General features: G+C 33.3%; 17 protein-coding genes. 7 read left to right on the top strand and 10 right to left on the bottom strand.

Annotation, left to right across the window (positions count from 1 at the left end; translation table 11 throughout):
* Nucleotides 1-4: 4 nt before the first annotated feature.
* The 10 genes from ACJJVO_RS04700 to ACJJVO_RS04655 form a co-directional block, all read right to left on the bottom strand.
* The gene (locus tag ACJJVO_RS04700; protein WP_405571065.1) at nucleotides 5-1,795 is read right to left on the bottom strand and encodes a methylmalonyl-CoA mutase family protein; all 1,791 of its coding nucleotides are present in this window, start codon (nucleotides 1,793-1,795) and stop codon (nucleotides 5-7) included.
* A gap of 21 nt (nucleotides 1,796-1,816) precedes the next feature.
* Nucleotides 1,817-3,106 (bottom strand): acetyl-CoA hydrolase/transferase family protein, encoded by a 1,290-nt coding sequence (locus tag ACJJVO_RS04695; protein WP_405571062.1) that lies wholly within the window; start codon nucleotides 3,104-3,106, stop codon nucleotides 1,817-1,819.
* A gap of 46 nt (nucleotides 3,107-3,152) precedes the next feature.
* A complete protein-coding gene (locus tag ACJJVO_RS04690) occupies nucleotides 3,153-4,472 on the bottom strand; it encodes a sodium ion-translocating decarboxylase subunit beta (RefSeq protein ID WP_405571061.1) in 1,320 nt (439 codons plus the stop codon).
* Nucleotides 4,473-4,524: 52 nt separating this feature from the next.
* The gene (locus tag ACJJVO_RS04685) at nucleotides 4,525-4,944 is read right to left on the bottom strand and encodes an acetyl-CoA carboxylase biotin carboxyl carrier protein subunit (RefSeq protein WP_405571058.1); all 420 of its coding nucleotides are present in this window, start codon (nucleotides 4,942-4,944) and stop codon (nucleotides 4,525-4,527) included.
* Nucleotides 4,945-5,041: 97 nt separating this feature from the next.
* Complete coding sequence (locus ACJJVO_RS04680) at nucleotides 5,042-5,401, bottom strand: OadG family protein (protein ID WP_405571056.1); 360 nt, start codon at nucleotides 5,399-5,401, stop codon at nucleotides 5,042-5,044.
* Nucleotides 5,401-6,960, bottom strand: a complete 1,560-nt coding sequence (locus tag ACJJVO_RS04675) for an acyl-CoA carboxylase subunit beta (protein ID WP_405571053.1) — start codon at nucleotides 6,958-6,960, stop codon at nucleotides 5,401-5,403. The genes ACJJVO_RS04680 and ACJJVO_RS04675 overlap by 1 nt, the downstream gene beginning before the upstream one ends.
* Before the next feature lie 34 nt (nucleotides 6,961-6,994).
* Nucleotides 6,995-7,402, bottom strand: coding sequence for a methylmalonyl-CoA epimerase (gene mce / locus ACJJVO_RS04670; RefSeq protein ID WP_405571050.1), 408 nt, complete (start codon nucleotides 7,400-7,402; stop codon nucleotides 6,995-6,997).
* A 524-nt stretch (nucleotides 7,403-7,926) separates the two neighbouring features.
* On the bottom strand, nucleotides 7,927-8,820 hold the full coding sequence (locus ACJJVO_RS04665) for a carbohydrate kinase family protein (protein ID WP_405571047.1): 894 nt from the start codon (nucleotides 8,818-8,820) through the stop codon (nucleotides 7,927-7,929).
* Nucleotides 8,821-10,308: a mannitol dehydrogenase family protein gene (locus tag ACJJVO_RS04660; RefSeq protein ID WP_405571044.1), complete on the bottom strand. Its 1,488-nt coding sequence runs from the start codon at nucleotides 10,306-10,308 to the stop codon at nucleotides 8,821-8,823.
* A gap of 5 nt (nucleotides 10,309-10,313) precedes the next feature.
* The gene (locus tag ACJJVO_RS04655; RefSeq protein ID WP_405571041.1) at nucleotides 10,314-12,029 is read right to left on the bottom strand and encodes a purine-cytosine permease family protein; all 1,716 of its coding nucleotides are present in this window, start codon (nucleotides 12,027-12,029) and stop codon (nucleotides 10,314-10,316) included.
* Nucleotides 12,030-12,367: 338 nt separating this feature from the next.
* Here ACJJVO_RS04655 and ACJJVO_RS04650 point away from each other — a divergent pair, with 338 nt between their 5' ends.
* The 7 genes from ACJJVO_RS04650 to ACJJVO_RS04620 all read left to right on the top strand — a co-directional run bounded on the left by ACJJVO_RS04650 (nucleotide 12,368) and on the right by ACJJVO_RS04620 (nucleotide 18,262).
* The gene (locus tag ACJJVO_RS04650) at nucleotides 12,368-13,105 is read left to right on the top strand and encodes an NrtR DNA-binding winged helix domain-containing protein (protein ID WP_405571040.1); all 738 of its coding nucleotides are present in this window, start codon (nucleotides 12,368-12,370) and stop codon (nucleotides 13,103-13,105) included.
* Nucleotides 13,106-13,271: 166 nt separating this feature from the next.
* Nucleotides 13,272-13,856 carry a TetR/AcrR family transcriptional regulator gene (locus ACJJVO_RS04645; protein WP_405571038.1) on the top strand — a complete coding sequence of 195 codons (585 nt, stop codon included), beginning with the start codon at nucleotides 13,272-13,274 and terminating at the stop codon, nucleotides 13,854-13,856.
* Nucleotide 13,857: 1 nt separating this feature from the next.
* Complete coding sequence (locus ACJJVO_RS04640) at nucleotides 13,858-14,523, top strand: nucleoside-diphosphate sugar epimerase (RefSeq protein ID WP_405571036.1); 666 nt, start codon at nucleotides 13,858-13,860, stop codon at nucleotides 14,521-14,523.
* A gap of 13 nt (nucleotides 14,524-14,536) precedes the next feature.
* On the top strand, nucleotides 14,537-15,169 hold the full coding sequence (locus tag ACJJVO_RS04635) for an NAD(P)H-dependent oxidoreductase (protein ID WP_405571034.1): 633 nt from the start codon (nucleotides 14,537-14,539) through the stop codon (nucleotides 15,167-15,169).
* A gap of 16 nt (nucleotides 15,170-15,185) precedes the next feature.
* Nucleotides 15,186-16,184, top strand: a complete 999-nt coding sequence (locus tag ACJJVO_RS04630) for an NADP-dependent oxidoreductase (RefSeq protein ID WP_405571032.1) — start codon at nucleotides 15,186-15,188, stop codon at nucleotides 16,182-16,184.
* Between the two features lie 21 nt (nucleotides 16,185-16,205).
* On the top strand, nucleotides 16,206-17,366 hold the full coding sequence (locus tag ACJJVO_RS04625; protein ID WP_405571030.1) for an iron-containing alcohol dehydrogenase: 1,161 nt from the start codon (nucleotides 16,206-16,208) through the stop codon (nucleotides 17,364-17,366).
* A 98-nt stretch (nucleotides 17,367-17,464) separates the two neighbouring features.
* Nucleotides 17,465-18,262: a type 1 glutamine amidotransferase domain-containing protein gene (locus tag ACJJVO_RS04620; RefSeq protein WP_405571028.1), complete on the top strand. Its 798-nt coding sequence runs from the start codon at nucleotides 17,465-17,467 to the stop codon at nucleotides 18,260-18,262.
* Nucleotides 18,263-18,315: the final 53 nt, after the last annotated feature.

Here is an 18,315-nt window from a genome sequence, read left to right as displayed (position 1 = left end):
GTTCTTAAGATTTTAAGTTGTTTTGGACTTTTTTCTGAATAGCCGAAAGTGTTACAAGAACATCTGATCTCATATTTACTACACCATCTAAACCAGCTTCAGTTAATTCGTCCATATTTTTTGGAGCACCTGCTAACAATAATATTTTGTCAGTATTTAAAGCTCTAAATGTTTTTATAAAGTCAACAGCTGTTTCATCGTAATCTTGATCTGAACTACAAATGACAACCACATGAGAATCTGATTTTGCACTTTGTTTAGCTGCTAATTCTGCACTTTCAAAACTTTCTTCTTGGTGAACGTCAAAACCACTAACACCAATAAAGTCATAAGCAAAAGCAGCTCTAGCTTTACGCATCGTTAAATTTCCGTAACTCACTAATTGTACTATTGGTCGCACATTAGTATCAGCAACTAATTCTTCAGTAAAACGTCGCATGGCTTCAATTTCTAAAGATGCTCTTCTTGGTGTTAATACTTTTGAATTGGAAGTACCTCCTTGAGATAAAAGATTTGCATCAACAGTTTCCATTAAGTTAGGATACTTATTAATACCTACCATTGGAGTTCTACGCTGACTCATTAATTTTAGTTTTTGTAAACGAATTTCAGCAATTTGTTGTTGAATGGTTTCGTTTTCAAACGCTTTATAGAATCCGCCTTCAGCTTCAATGGCTTTGAATAATTCTAATGCTTTTTCTGCAATCTTAGAACTTACTTCTTCAATATAATAAGAACCATCAACCGGATTAGACACTTTACCAAAATAAGATTCTTCTCTTAAAATGGTGGTGATGTTACCTGCTATACGGCTTGAAAAATCAGAAGCACTTTTAAATTCTTTATCATAAGGATCAATTAAAACACCATCTACATTACCTAAAATGGCAGACATTGCTTCCGTTGTACAACGTAACAAATTAGTCTCTGCATCTGTTATTGATTTGCTCCAAATAGAAGTTTTTGCAGTTATAGTGTTAGTATATTCAGTAACACCATATTTTGCAGCAACTTCAGCTAATAAATTATTAAATGCTCTAAATTTTCCTATTTCAACAAAATACTCGAGGCCAATAGCTAGAAGAAAATTTAAATTGTTAAAAACATCTTGAACAGCAACACCTTTTCCTGTTAATTTTTCAACTAAGAAAACTAATGAATTTAAGGTATAGGCAATTTCTTGCACTTGGTTAGCACCTGAATCTAAATACTCAGTTCCAGAAATGGTAAGAGCTTTAAAATTTGGGAAATCGCTTGTTAATTTAACTAATTCTGCAACCACTTCAATTTGATTGTCATCAAAAGAACCTGTTGTAACATAATTAGAAATAAGACCTGTATTAAGATAGCCTTTAAGGTCTTTTCCTTTTACATAAGCTACCAAATCTTTAGTGAAACTTGCAGCATTATTATAGATATCAAAAGAAACTGTAATTTGGTTTAAATCAATATCTTTTAAAAGCTCTGCAACAGCAACTGAATCTATCAATTGAAAAATGATACCATTAATACCTTCTTCAATTGCTTTTTTTGCAAGATCGTTTCCTGTTTCTCCACAGCATACAGGAACCGTACGGTAATTCACTAAAGCTTGTGAATTTTCACCAGTATTTTTAAGCTGTATAATTTCGCTTTCATTATTGTAACAAGGTTGTATATTGATACCAGTTAGATTTTTCCAAACTAGTTTTTTATCAAAATCAGCACCTTTTAAATCGGCTGTAACTCTTTCCATCCACTGCTTTGTTGAAACTGGTGGAAATTCTGAAAAAAGTGGTTTGTTTTTATTATTCATAATAATTACTATTATTCAAATTTATTTTATCATTAAGCTACTTCCAAATCTTTCAAAAATAGCTTTATCTAATTCTTCTCTACTGTCAGGATGTGCAATATCTCGTAATGACACAGCACGTTCTTTTAAGCTTTTACCAAACAATTCTGCAATGCCATATTCTGTTGCTACATATCTGGCATGTGCTCTTGTGGTTACTACACCAGCTCCTGGTTTTAGCGAAGGTACAATTTTAGACACTCCTTTCAAAGTTGTAGATGTAATGGCAATGATAGGCTTACCTCCTTTTGATAAGGCTGCACCACGCATAAAATCCATCTGACCACCAACACCAGAAAACATTCTTGTACCAATAGAATCTGCACATACCTGACCAGTAAAATCAATTTCTATAGCAGAATTGATAGCAGTTACTTTTGGGTTCTGACGAATAATAGACGTGTCATTAACGTATGCAATATCATTCATTTCAATTTCTGGATTATCATCCATAAAATCATATAAACGACGTGTTCCCATAGCAAAACCAGAAATAATTTTATAAGGATTTACTTTTTTCTGAGAACCATTTACAATACCTTTTTCTACTAAATCTACAATACCTTCAGAAAACATCTCTGTATGCACTCCTAAATTTTTATGATTTGTTAGGTAAGTTAAAACCGCATTTGGAATACCACCAATACCCATTTGAAGGGTTGCTCCATCTTCTATAATACCAGCAATGTTTTTACCAATGGCTTGTTCTTGTTCTGTAGGTGCTACAAATTTCATTTCATGAATCTCTTCATCTACTAATACACAAGCATCAAATTTATTTAAATGTACCAAAGCATCACCAAAAGTACGAGGCATTTTAGGATTGATCTGAGCAATGATTTTTTTTCCTCTTTCAATACCAGAAATTACAATGTCTACAGAAACACCTAATGAACAGAACCCATGCTTATCTGGTGGTGATACATTAACTAAAACCACATCTAAATCCATATACCCTTCACGAAATAAACTTGGAATATCACTTAAGAAAATAGGAATATAATCTACCGTGTTACCTACCATTTTTCTAACATTTCCTCCTATAAAGAAGGCTTTGGTATGAAAGCTTTCTCTTAAATCTGGATTTATGTAACCACTTGCACCTTCGGTATGTAAATGAACTATTTCAACATTTCTTAATTCTGGTGCTCTTGCTACCATAGCTTTCACCAATGTTTGTGGTGTAGCAGAACCACCTTGAATTAATACTCGATCTCCTGATTCTATTAGTTTAACAGCATCATTGGCTGTCATTATATTTGGTATTTTCATAATTTTAAATTTAGTGTTTTATGTATTTCAACTAATGGTTAAAGCGTTATCCTAAGAAACTTAATATAATACCTGCAGCAATTGCAGAGCCAATTACACCAGAAACATTTGGTGCCATAGCGTGCATTAATAAAAAGTTAGATGGATCTGATTTTAAACCTTCGTGGTGTACTACTCTTGCACTATCTGGAACCGCTGAAACTCCTGCTGCACCAATTAATGGATTTATTTTATTATCTCCTTTTAAGAATAGATTCATAAATTTAGCAAATAATAAACCACCACAAGTTGCGATGACAAATGATATAGCTCCAAGGCCAAATATTAACATTGAATCTTTAGTGATAAAAATATCGGCTTGAGTTGACGCTCCTACAGTAACACCTAATAATATAGTAACAATGTCAATTAACTTTGTTCTTGCTGTATCTGCTAAACGTTCTGTTCTTCCAGATTCTTTTAATAGGTTTCCAAAGAATAACATCCCTAATAATGGTAACGCACTAGGTGAGATAAACAAGGTTAAGATTAAAGCAACTACTGGGAAAATCATTTTTTCTTTTTGAGTTACCGCTCTTGGTGGTTTCATTTTAATCTTTCTGTCTTTCTTAGAAATCAACAAACGCATTAATGGTGGTTGAATAACAGGTACTAATGCCATATAAGAATAAGCTGCAATTGCTATTGGACCAATTAAGTTTTTAACTGTTGTACCATCTTCGAGTATATTGATACCGTTTGCTAATTTAGACGATAAAAATATAGCTGTTGGTCCATCTGCTCCACCTATTATACCAATGGCACCAGCTTCTGGCAAGTTAAATCCTAAATATAAAGCTCCCAAAAACGTAGCGAACACTCCAATTTGTGCTGCACCTCCTAAAAGCATTAGTTTTGGATTTGCTATTAATGATGAAAAATCGGTCATAGCTCCAATACCTAAGAAAATAAGCGGAGGATAAACCCCTTTGACGACTCCAAAATAGAGATAGTTTAATACCGAGCCTGTTTCATAAATACCCGTTTGATTACCAGCTACAAATGGAATATTTCCTAATATAACACCTGTACCAATTGGGATTAGTAATAAGGGTTCGTAATCGTATTTAATACCTAGATATATAAAAACAATACCTATGATAATCATAATAACGTTACCAGAAGATGAATTTGCAAATCCTGTATAACTGTAAAACGTTTTTATGCCATCTAAGGCTTTATCGATAATACTGTCTTCTTCTGCAGCATCAACTTGTACGGTTGATGTAGAAGAATCAGTAGTGGCTATATTTGCACTTAATCCAAGTACTGGTCTAATAAAAACAAGCAATGAGATAGCACTAAATATTATAATTAGTTTCTTCATTTTTTAATTTTAAATAATGATTAGTTTTCTTTAATGAATTACCTGAAATTTATTATTCTAATTCTATTAAGATAGCATCTTGTAGTACTTGCTGTCCTACTTCAACTTTTATAGATGCAACAACTCCAGATTTTTCTGCGATAATATTATTTTCCATTTTCATGGCCTCTAATACTAATAATAAATCGTTCTCTTTAATAGTATCTCCAACCTTTACGTTAAGAGATAATATAACGCCAGGTATTGGTGCTACAATTTTAGTTTTTGTAGATTTTGGTGTGACTTGTAAAGGTGCAGCAGGCTGTTTTGATGCCGAACGAACTAATGTAGGTGTTTTAATTTTTTTAATTTCAGTGCTCATTACCACATCGTAAGATGTACCATTGACTTCTAAATTAATCACATTATCTTCGTGTGATTTTATATTAACCGTATAGCCGTTTGCGTTGACTTTAAATTTATAACTTTTCATGTGTTTTAATTTATTGTGTTTTTATGGTCACATGCTGTTCGCTATTTATCATTTACTAAAATAATGAATGACATTTTGAACAGGCTAGATACATATTTTATAATCTATTTTGAATTCCATATATTTTAGAACTCCAAGGTGAATATGCTTTCTTTACTTGTTTTATAGTTAAGATGCCACTTTCAATATCATGTTGTTCACTTAAGTACATATGAACCGAAGCACCAATTACAGCAGAAAGTTCTCCTGTAAAATCACTATCTCCTTTTACCTTTATTTCACTTATTTTTTTGTCTTTTCCTTTTGTAATAATTTTATAGACATAAAGCATAATAGGTAATCCATAATTAAAGAAAAGCGCAAGTATTACCAAGGCACTAAAAACAATTAATAAACCGGTAATAAGAATTACGTATCCTTCGCTAATTGGATCTGTATATAATAGTATCTGTGTCATTATAGTGGAATATTTGAGTGTTTTTTTGGTGGATTTATATCCTTTTTGTTTTGAAGCAATTCTAAAGCTCTAATAATTCTGAAACGTGTATTTCTAGGTTCAATTACATCATCAATGAAACCATATTTTGCTGCTTGGTATGGGTTAGCAAATCGCTCTGTATATTCATCTTCTTTTTTATCGATGTACTCTTGTTTTTCATCAGCATCTTCAATTTTTCTAATATTAGATCCTTCTAAAACTTCAACAGCTCCTTTAGCTCCCATTACCGCAATTTCTGCAGTTGGCCATGCATAATTCACATCACCTCTTAATTGTTTACAACTCATTACATCGTGAGCTCCACCATACGATTTACGTAACGTAATAGTTACTTTAGGCACGGTAGCTTCTCCATAAGCAAACAACAATTTAGCACCATGTAAAATAATACCTCCATATTCTTGTCCTGTACCAGGTAAGAAACCAGGAACATCAACAAGCGTTACAATAGGAATATTAAATGCATCACAAAAACGAACAAACCTTGCTGCTTTTCTTGAAGCATCTATATCTAATACACCTGCATAATATTTAGGCTGGTTAGCTACAATACCTACAGGTCTTCCGTTAAATCTTGCAAAACCTACACAAATATTTCTAGCATAGTTTCTATGTACTTCTGTAAACTCACCTTTATCTGCAAGAATTGAAATAACATCAACAATATCATAAGGTTGGTTAGGGTTTTCTGGAATAATTTCATTTAATGCATCCTCTAACCTATCGATTGGGTCATTACATGGAAGTATTGGTGCTTCTTCTAAATTATTAGAAGGCATGTAACTTAATATCTTACGAATTAATAATAAGTTTTCTTCATCGTTTTCAGCTAAAAAGTGAGATACACCAGAACGTGTTGAATGTATTTTAGCACCTCCTAATTGTTCTGCTGTTACGACTTCTCCTGTTACAGATTTTACAACTTTAGGACCAGTTACAAACATGTAACTTGTTTCTTCTGTCATTATCGTAAAATCCGTTAATGCTGGTGAATATACCGCACCACCTGCACAAGGTCCTAAAATAGAAGAGATTTGTGGAATAACCCCTGAGGCCATAATGTTACGTTGAAAAATCTCTGCATAACCTGCTAAAGATCTTACACCTTCTTGAATACGTGCTCCTCCAGAATCATTTAATCCTATTACCGGAACACCAATCTTCATGGCCATATCCATAACCTTACAAATTTTTAAGGCGTATGTCTCGGATAATGAACCACCAAACACCGTAAAATCTTGTGCAAACAAATAGACGACTCTACCATCAATTGTGCCGTGACCTGTAACTACACCATCTGATAGGTATATTTGTTTATCTAATCCAAAAGATTTTGTTCTATGCGTTACAAACATGTCAAATTCTTCAAAACTATCGTCGTCTAAAAGAATATCTATACGCTCACGAGCTGTTAATTTACCTTTAGCATGTTGAGAATCTATACGTTTTTCTCCTCCTCCCAACTTCGCTTTTGCTCTTTTTTCTATGAGCTCATTAATTTTATCTTGATTTGCCATAATTTTCTTTACTTATCTATTATATTCTATCAAATTATTTTGGTTTTGAACAAAGTTCTGTAAGCACACCTAAAGTAGATTTTGGATGTAAAAAGCCAATTTCTAAGCCTTCAGCTCCTTTTCTTGAAGTTTTATCAATTAAAGTAACACCTCGTTCTTCTACTGTTTTTAAAGCTTCTGTAGTATCATCTACAGCAAATGCAATGTGATGTATGCCTTGCCCTTTTTTTGCAATAAATTTTCCGATTGGTCCATCTGGAGAAGTACTCTCTAACAATTCAATTTTTGTATTACCTACCAAAAAAAAGGCTGTCTTCACTTTTTGATCGACAACCTCCTCTATGGAATAGCATTTCATTCCTAATACCTGTTCATAGTATTTTATGGCTTCATCTAAATTTTCTACTGCAATTCCTAAATGTTCTATGTGTGAAATATTCATAATTAAGTTGATTAATTTTCTACAAATTTAGTTGAGGACTGTTTTTTATTTTATGATAGAAATCATATTCTGAGAGACTATATTTATTCATTTTCTTTCTATGACTAGCTGTAAACCTTGCTGTGTACCGAAATCAGTAGCTTACGAGAGATTCAAGATTTAATAAGTGGAGGAACAAGCAAAAGACGATTTACGAACTATATAATTTTATAATATATTAATTATGAATATCACAAAATTCACGCTTATATTCTAACAATTATAAAATCAAAAGCGCTTCACTTTATGATTATCATCTTATTTTTATCCCAGAAAGTGAGTTGTAAGGAAAACACACTATGATATAACTGGCGTAGTTATGAATTTTGCAGTAAGACAAAGCTTATAAATCCAAAGTATATTAAAGAAAGTGTTATTTGAAGTGCTTATTATTTTGGCCTGAATCAAAAAAAGTACTAAAAAAGAAAAGCCTTATGCATAAATCATAAGGCCAATCTAAAATTGCTATTAATTAAGGTTAGGGTTTAACAATCAATAGTTTTAGTCATTAATGCTTCTATGTCGTTTTGGTTAAGTTTAGGATTAGCTCCTTCATTACTTGCTACAATAGCTCCAACAGCACAAGCCAAATCTATTGCGGTTTGTGGTGACTTATTTTTAAGTAGTTGGTCCGTTAAAGTGGCTAAAAAAGAATCACCAGCGCCTACAGTATCTACAACCTCTACTTTATATCCATTATTATAGTAAAAGGTATCATCATAAAAAAGTACAGCACCTTTAGAACCCATGGTGACACAAATAGATTGTGTATGCGTCTGTTTAGCTATAAATTTTATGCTGTCTTCAATAGACTCAGTTTTAAAATTCATTGCCTTAGCAATATCAATAATTTCATCATCATTAAATTTAATAAAATCGGCAGATAACATTAAATGATATAAAATGTCCTTTGTGTAATATGGAGCTCTTAGATTAACATCAAAAATCTTATAAGGAGCGATCTCTAATAGATCATATAACGTTTGTTTAGAATTATAATCTCTAGCACTTAGACTTCCAAAAATAAAAGCATCTGATGCCAAAGTAACATCCTTAGCGCTTTTTGTTAATTGAATACGATCCCAAGCTCTAGGGTAGTTTATTATATAGGAAGCTGATCCTTCTTCATTTAATGAAACGGCTACTTCTCCAGTTTTTAATTCTGAATCAATTTGAATATTATCTACAGCAACTCCATTTTCTTTTATAAATTGAAATATACCATCTCCTTCTGAGTCCTCACCTATTCTTGTGATAATAGATACATTATTACCAAATGACTGTAATCTCAAGGCAACATTTAATGGAGCACCACCAATCTTTTTATGGGTAGGAAACACATCCCACAACACCTCGCCAAAACAAACTATGTTTTTCATTTAAATAGTATTTATATTTAGAACACTCTTTTTAATACCAAATTTTACTAAGTTTTGATATGCTTTTGTATATGCATCAACAAATCGCTTAGAAGCTATGAGTTGTCCAAAAATAGATTCAATTTCTAAAAAGGCTTTTGGGTTTTCGCTTGATGCTAATAGTGCTCTATCATGTAAAGTGGCTTTCATAGCATCCTTTATAATTAAATCATCTCCATTTTCATCCTTTCCTAAGCTATAAATTGCCCAAGCTGCTATTAAAAATGCCGCAAAGTCAACCGATCCATTAGTTTCTAAATTAGTTGTTACTGTTGGTAACACAAAAATTGGAACTTTAGCAGAACTTTCTGAACAAATTCTATCTATTTGATCCTTAATATTTACATTTCCAAAGCGTTGTAACAATGATGCTTTGTAGGCTTCTAAATCAACACCTTCTAAATCGGCTAAAGTTGGAGTAACTTCAGTATCCATATAATGCTTCAAAAAAGTACTTATTTGAACATCATGTACTGCTTCATCTATTGTAGAATAGCCAGATAATGCCCCTAAAACACCAAGAACTGTATGTCCTGCATTTAGTAAGCTTAATTTCATTTTTTCGTATGGCACAACATCTTCAACAAACTGCGCACCTACAGCTTCCCAAAGAGGTCTACCGTTTACAAAATCATCTTCAATAACCCATTGTTTAAATGGTTCACACACCACAGGCCAAGCATCATCAATACCAACTTCTTTTTTTAATCTTTCAATATCATTTGGTGATGTTGCTGGTGTAATGCGATCTACCATGCTATTTGGAAAAGATACATTCTGCTCTATCCACGATACCAAACTTGGCTCTGCCATTTGCACATAACTTAAAAGCATTTTTTTTGCCATATGACCATTGCCTTGAATGTTGTCGCAAGATTGAATGGTAATGCCTTTGCTACCATTCTCTTTTCTAAGTTTTAAAGCTTGAGTTAGGTAACCAAAAACTGTTTTGGGAGCTAAAGGATTTGCTATATCATAAACAATTGCAGGATTCTCTTTATCGAATGATTTCGTAGCTTCATTGTAATTATAACCACCTTCTGTAATAGTTAAAGTGATTATTTTAACCTCTGAACTCGCCATTTTTTCAATAACGTGTGTTGGGTTTTCTGGGGCAAAAAGGATTTCGGTAATTGAGCCAATAACACGTTTAGAAAGCGAACCATCAAACTCTTTAACCGTTAAAGTATAAAGACCATCTTGTGCTTTTAAAGTGCTATATATTTTGGTGTCAGAGGGCAATAAAGCTACGCCACAAATTCCCCATTCGGTTATAGAGGTATCGTGTAATAATTGATCGGTATAATAGGCTTCATGGGCTCTGTGAAAACCACCAATGCCAATATGTACAATGCCCGTTTTTAGGTTACCTCTATCATACGTTGGACAAGAAATTCTTTTAGAAATTTCAGTTAAATTCTTTTGACTAAGTTTGATGTTATTTACCATAATATTTAGGTGTTTTTAATTTTTCCTCGCTTCAGAGCCCAATAGGCTGTAACAAAATATATTAATGTACAAATAAATGCATATGTATAAAATACTTCTCGATTTTGTGTGTACATCTCTTCATCTGAACTTCCAAATAAAACATTACAAGCTAAGACTACAGTAATAAGTAAAACAAGTAAAGAAATGCCTCTTAATAGTTTAGTAAAAAAGCTGGTATCTTTAATAATTATCTGCTCTCCTTCTGCTTTTTGCTCTTGAAATTTTGAGATGTTTATATTGCGTAATCTTTCTTTTTCTTCAGCTTCTGGATACTTACTTTTTGCACCATAGCGACCAGCTAAAAGTGTATAAACTACTATAGTGAATATCCAAGTTGGTATAAATAAATAAAAGAAAGACATCACATTTAAAGCGTTTAGTCCAAAACCAAATACAAGACCAAGGGCCCAAGAAGCAATTGCAGGAGTACTAACAGTTAACTCGCGATAGTGTAACCAATAGCGTGTGTAACCAATACGAGGAAATATTTGATGCTCTGCAAACACAATAGCTCCAACTGGTACAACCAATAAACCAGCATAAGTAAGTAACGGTAGAATTTGAGAAAATACAAAAGGAAAACAAGCAACAACCATAGTTACTAAACCAACTGCTATGGTGGTTTTTTTACGCGAATGATTTTTAAATATCGCCTGTGCTGCCAAACCAGCTCTATAGAGATTAGCAACTGCTGTGGTCCAGCCTGCTACAATTACAATAACAAATCCTGACCATCCTAATGCATAATAAGCGACATCACCTGGATCTAGTTCTACTATAGATTTCCCAATGATAACAGCTGCTCCAGCTCCCATAATTCCCGCAGAAATCCAAGCCACATAATGCCCAAACATCATTCCTGTACTTGTTGTTAATCCGTATGATTTCTTTTTAGAAAAACGGAATAAGGCCATATCTATAAGCCCAAAATGCGTGATAGTGTTGGCAGCCCAAGCAAAACCAATCACTTCTGTTAAACCAATACCTGGTTGTCCATCACTGTTTACTCCTGTCCAAATAGATTGGTCACCTAAGCTTACAAAATCGCTCCATCCGCTTGGTATTGGTTTACCTAATACTTCTAAAGATAAAGCAGGTAAAAGCACAAAGGCACCACAAGTAAACATTACAAATAACCAAGGAGCACAAATACCAGCAAATTCTGAAACCGCTTTAAAACCGTAAATAGCAATAGATACAACAACTATCCCTACAATTAACACAATGAGCACAAACCAAGAATTAGTTGGATACCAATTAAGTTGTGGTGGAATGTTAAACGCAAACCTAACAGCTGTTGCAGATACCGTAATCATAGCAGCAGATATTACCGTAAAAATAATGACATTAGCCCAATTATAAAGTTTGGTCATTGAGTCTCCTGCAATTTTATTGAGATATGTATATAAGCTTAATCGCGTATCTACAGCAATAGGAGATGTAATGAATGTCCAACTCAAAACAGCTAAAATGTTACCAATTAACAAACCTAATAGAATGTCTTTTGTGGTAGCTCCGAGAGCAACAAAAGTAGCACCAATTACAAATTCAGTTGCTGCAACATGCTCTGCGGCATAAATACCAGCAAAATGCGTCCAATTGTGCAATTTGTGTTTCGCAATTGGTAATTGTTCTTCTTCTAAGTTTTCGAATTGCTGAAAGTCATTGGTTGCGTCCATGATTTATAAATTGAAATTAGCCTTTTTTAAATATTTTATTCTAACGTACATATCAATGTGTTTGCCGTTAGTTTAAGTTCTGAATTAAGATCTATGGTTTTAACAATTTCACCAATGCTTTATTTACAAACGTCATATTTACGTTTATTTTTCAAATGTATAAAATAATATTTGAATAACTCCAAACAAAACACATAAAAATATAATAAATTACCTTAATAATATACTATATTGATAATATAGAGCTTTATTTAGAAGGACGTCAACAAACATAAATTTAATGTATAATTGACGTTTATTCATTATAATTATTTACATTTATCACATAATTTGATGTTATGACACCTAATAAAATTCTTAATATATCTGTAGATTGTGTTGTTTTTGGCTATGATACCAATACAAAATCATTAAATGTGCTACTGATTAAAAGGTATTTAGAAGCTAACACTACCAAAGAAATCTTGGTTGATGATTATGTACTAACTGGATATCACGTTTATGAAGATGAAACTTTAGATGAATCAGCGACGCGTGTATTGAAGGAGTTGACAGGTTTAACAAATCAGTATAAACAGCAATTTAAGGCCTTTGGGAATCCAGATCGTTTATCAAACAAAAAGGATCTTATTTGGATTAAAAATCAAGAATTTAACCTTAGAACGATAACAATAGCTTATTATTTTTTGCTAAAAACGGAAGATGTTGATGTTATAAATAATAAATACAACGCCAAATGGTTTCCTGTTAGAGAATTACCAGAATTAGGATTCGATCACCAACAAATCATAGAAGAAGCATATGAGGATTTAAAAACGAAGTCTTTGGTAGAACCTATTATATTCGAATTACTTCCAGATAAATTCACCATCAACGAAGTGCAAGACCTTTACGAATCTATCTTAGGTATAGAGATTGATAATCGTAACTTCAGACGAAAACTGATTAACAAAAAGTACATCATTCCTTTAGATGAAAAACAAGTTGGTGTCTCTAAAAAACCAGCACAATTGTACATGTTTAGTAAAGACATTTATAAAAAGATGTATCATAAGAATTATTTAATCAATATATAATAGTCTTTATCTATAACGCTATTATAAGTGTAATGCACTTATTTCTTAAAGCTCAACTTAGGTCTTAATGCTTATAATAACCCCTATTTTAACGAAACTTAAACCTTTGTTAAAAAAAAGAATGAACGTTCATTTTTAATGTATATTTGTTCCATAATTAAATACAATGGCAAAGCTTCAAAAAAGTATAGATAAACGTAACGCACTGGTTAAAGCAACAATAGAGCTCGTAAATAACAATGGATTTCATGCGACTCCTATGAGTAAGATTGCTAAAATGGCTAATGTATCTCCTGCTACTATTTACTTATATTTTGAAAACAAGCAAGACTTAGTTAACCAAACGTATATTGAAGTTAAAGCAGAATACACTAAATATGCTTTTGCTAATTACGAGGCTAATATGCCTATTGAGGAGGGATTTGAATTAATTTGGAAACGCATCGCAGATTTTAAACTCAATGAATGCGAGCATGCTATGTTTTTAGCACAGTGCGATAATACTCCAATGATAGACGAAGAAAGTAGACAAGAAGGTATTAAACACCTACAACCACTACTCGATCTTTGGGAACGTGGTAAAAAAGAAGGTGTTATAAAACCACTTTCGGATTACATATTGTATGCTTATGCTATTAACCCATTGTCATTTTTAATGATGACTCAAAAACGAGGTGCATTTACTTTAGATAAAACACATTTAGAAGAAGCTTACCAATCTGCTTGGAGCAGCATAAAAATGTGTCAATAACATGAAAAAAACAGCAATCATATTAGGGGCTTCTGGTTTAACTGGAGGTTTAGTGCTTCAAAAATTAATTAAAGACGAACGTTACGATACCATTAAATTGTTTTCACGTTCAAAGATTGAAGGTTTACCAAATAAAGTCAAACAGTTTGTTGGAAATCTTTTAGAACTCAATAAATTTAAGGATGACTTTACTGCAGACGAAGTGTATTGCTGCATTGGTACAACAGCCAAAAAGACACCAAACAAAACGCTTTATAAAAAAATAGATTGTGGCATTCCGGTTGCTGCTGCAAAGCTTTCAAAAGCCAACAACATTCCAATCTTTTTAGTCATCTCTGCAATGGGAGCAAATAAAAATAGTAACGTTTTTTACAATAAGACAAAAGGAGAAATGGAACACAAGGTCTTACAGCAACAGCTTAAAAAGACATTTGTATTGAGACCGTCCTTAATTGGAGGTGATAGACAAGAATCTAGACTATTAGAAAAAATAGGATTGGTGATTTTCAAAGTGATTCAACCATTATTCATAGGCAAATTAAAGAAGTATAAAATAGTAAATGCTGAAACCATAGCTGAAGCCATGATACATTTAGCAAATACAAATGAGTATTCTGATGTGATTATATCTTCAGAAGACATTAATAAATTAGGAAACAACGCTTAAAAAAATTATAGATATGGAATTATTAGATAAATTAAAATGGAGATATGCTGCAAAAGCCATGAATGGAAACGTAGTACCAGAAGAAAAAATAGAACGTATTTTAGAAGCCGCACGCTTAGCGCCAACATCAAGTGGTTTACAACCTTTTGAAATATTTGTAATTAAAAATCAAGAGATTAAAGAAAAGATAAAACCAGTAGCTTGGAACCAATCGGTAATTACAGATTGCTCTCACCTACTCGTTTTCGCGGCTTGGGACACCTACACAGCAGATCGCATTAACTATATGTTTGATTTAACCAATGAGGTTCGTGGTTTTAAAAATGAAGGCTGGGAAAATTACCGTCAGATGTTATTAAACTTATATCCTCAAAAAGATCCTGAAGAAAACTTCAATCACGCAGCAAGACAAGCCTATATCGCTTTTACAGAAGCCTTAACTGCTGCTGCTTTTGAAGAAGTTGATGCAACACCTTTAGAAGGCTTTGAGCCAGATGCTGTAGACCAAATCTTGGGACTTCGTGAAAAAGGGTTACGCAGTGCTGTTATGTTGCCAATAGGCTACAGAAAAGAAGATGAAGATTGGTTAGTAAATCTTGTTAAGGTGAGAAAACCTATGGAAGATTTAGTAACTGTAATAGACTAATAAAAAATTAAGAATCATGACAAAGACAATTCTATTGAAAAATAGACCTGAAGGAAAACCTTCAATGTCAGATTTCGAATTTATAACTGAGGAATCTGAAAACACAATTAGTAAAGGTGAAATACTATTGGAAACCAAATACGTTTCTGTAGATCCTTATTTAAGAGGCAGAATGAGTGATGCCAAATCGTATGTGCCACCATTTCAACTCAACAAACCCATTCAATCTGGCGTCATTGCTAAAGTAATCGAGTCTAAAAATGATACGTTTACAGAAGGAGATTATGTTTCTGGAATGCTCAACTGGCAAACAAAACAAATCTCTAACGGTGAAGGATTGACTAAAGTTAATCCGGATAAAGCTCCTTTATCAGCCTATCTTGGTATTTTAGGTATGACGGGTTTAACCGCTTACACAGGCTTAACAGAAATAGGAAAACCAAAAGCTGGTGAAACCTTAGTAGTTTCTGGTGCTGCTGGTGCTGTTGGTTCTGTCGTAGGACAAATTGGAAAAATCCTAGGATTGAAAGTGATTGGTATCGCTGGAACAGATGAAAAAATAGAGCTTTTAAAAAGCAAATTCGGTTTCGATGCTGGTATTAATTACAAGACCACCAAAGATATGAAATCAGCGATTGCAGAAGCAGCACCAAATGGTGTAGATATCTATTTCGATAATGTTGGAGGCCCAATTTCAGATGCTGTATTAGTGAATATTAATAGACTAGCACGAATCATCGTATGCGGAGCCATTTCGGTTTACAACAATACAGAAGCACCTAAAAGTTTAAGCGTACAACCCTTCTTATTAAAAAACAGTGCGTTAATGCAAGGATTTATTGTTTCTAATTATGCTGAGAAATTTCCCGAAGCTATAAAGCAATTAGCAACTTGGTTATCCGAAGGTAAACTCACGTACTCAGAAACCATCGTTAAAGGTTTTGACAATATCCCAAAAGCTTTTATCGATCTTTTCGAAGGTAAAAACAAAGGGAAAATGATCGTTGAATTATAAATAATAAAAAAGAAAAAGACAATGAACAATTTTGAATTTAAAAATCCGACCAAAATAATTTTTGGAAAGAACACTATAGAAAAACTAGCAAACGAAATTCCAAAAGATGCTAAAGTATTATTGCTTTACGGTGGAGGAAGTATTAAGAAAAACGGTATTTACGATCAGGTAAAAACAGCATTATCTAATGTTGATGTTGTTGAGTTTGGAGGCATTCCTGCAAACCCAGAATATGCTAAATTGATGGAGGCTTTAAAAGTGATTAAAGATGAAAACATCACGTATTTATTAGCCGTTGGTGGTGGATCAGTGATCGATGGCACTAAATTTTTATCAGCTGCAGCACTTTATGATGGTGATACACCATGGGATATTTTAACTCAAAACATTAGAACAGAAAAAGGCATGCCTTTTGGAACCGTTTTAACGTTGCCAGCTACAGGATCTGAAATGAATTCTGGTGCGGTAATTACAAGAGCAGAAACTAAAGAGAAACGCACTATGGGTGGACCTGGATTATTTCCTGAGTTCTCCATATTAGATCCTCAAGTCATTGCATCCATTCCACAACGTCAATTAGCAAATGGATTAATGGATTCATTTACGCACGTGTTAGAGCAATACATGACGTATCCGATTGGTGCTTTGTTACAAGATCGTTTTGCGGAAAGCATCTTACAAACCATTATTGAAATCGCACCAAAAGTGCTGAAAGATCCAACGGATTATAAAGCAGCCTCTAACTTTATGTGGAGTTGTACTATGGCTTTAAACGGATTAATACAAAAAGGAGTACCAAACGATTGGGCAGTTCATGCGATGGGTCACGAGTTAACAGCGTTATTTGGTATCGATCATGCACGTACGCTAGCTATTATTGCTCCAAGCCATTACAAGTTTAATTTTGAAGCAAAGAAAGAAAAACTAGCACAGTATGCAGAACGTGTTTGGAATATTACCGAAGGTAGCACAGACGATAAAGCGTATGTAGCTATCGAAAAAACAACTGAATTTTTCCATGAATTAGGTATTAAGACGAAATTATCGGAGTATACAGAAGATTATGAAGGTACAGCTGAAGAAATAGCGAAACGTTTTATCGATCGTGGTTGGAAAACCTTAGGTGAGCACCAAACCTTATCACCAGATAAAGTAGAGAAAATCGTAAAGATGGCGTATTAATTTTAAACGAAGTGTCAGTTCGAGTGTCCCGACTTTTCCGTCGGGATGTATCGAGAACAGTTTTTTCAATAGTAAAACTGGTAATAGAAATTATAAAAATGAAGACACTACAAACCATAGTAGTAATTCTATCATTAATTACAGCGTTAAGTTGTAAAGAACATAACGTTTCTGAAACGGTTTCAGAAGGACAAAAAGAATTAAAAAAAGAAAAGAAAATGAACGTATTATTTGTATTAACATCTCACGATAAATTAGGAGACACAGGAAAAAAAACAGGCTTTTGGGTTGAAGAATTCGCAAGTCCATATTACACCTTATTAGATAAAGGAGCAACCATTACATTGGCAACACCAAAAGGAGGTGCTGCTCCAATAGATCCAGCTAGTGATGCGCCAGATGCAGCTACTGCAGCCACTGAGCGTTTTAATAAGGATACAGAAGCAAAAGATAAAATAGCAAATACTAAGAAATTATCGGATATCAACGCTGATGATTTTGATGCCGTATTTTATCCAGGAGGTCATGGACCATTATGGGATTTAGCCAATGACAGTACTTCTATTGCTTTAATCGAAAAGTTTAATGATCAGAAAAAACCAATCGCTTTTGTATGTCATGCTCCTGCAGCTTTAAAAGATGTCAAAAATGCTGATGGCACAAGACTTGTAAAAGGTAAAAAAGTCACTGGTTTTTCTAATTTAGAAGAAACACAAGTGGGTTTAACTGAGGTAGTACCAATCTTAGTAGAAGATATGCTTATTGAAAACGGTGCGTTTTATTCTAACGCAGACGCTTGGGCAGCTTATGCTATTCAAGATGGAAATTTAATTACGGGTCAAAACCCAGCATCTTCAGAATTAGTAGCAGAAAAGTTATTAGAAGCATTAAAATAGTCAATTCCCTAAGTTGATTAATAGCGAAAAGCCTGTATAACATTATGTTTGCA

It is taken from the genome of Winogradskyella sp. Asnod2-B02-A (assembly GCF_045063645.1).
Taxonomy (GTDB): domain Bacteria; phylum Bacteroidota; class Bacteroidia; order Flavobacteriales; family Flavobacteriaceae; genus Winogradskyella.
Note: the sequence above shows the minus strand (reverse complement) of the source record. Positions and strands in the feature narration are given on the sequence as shown.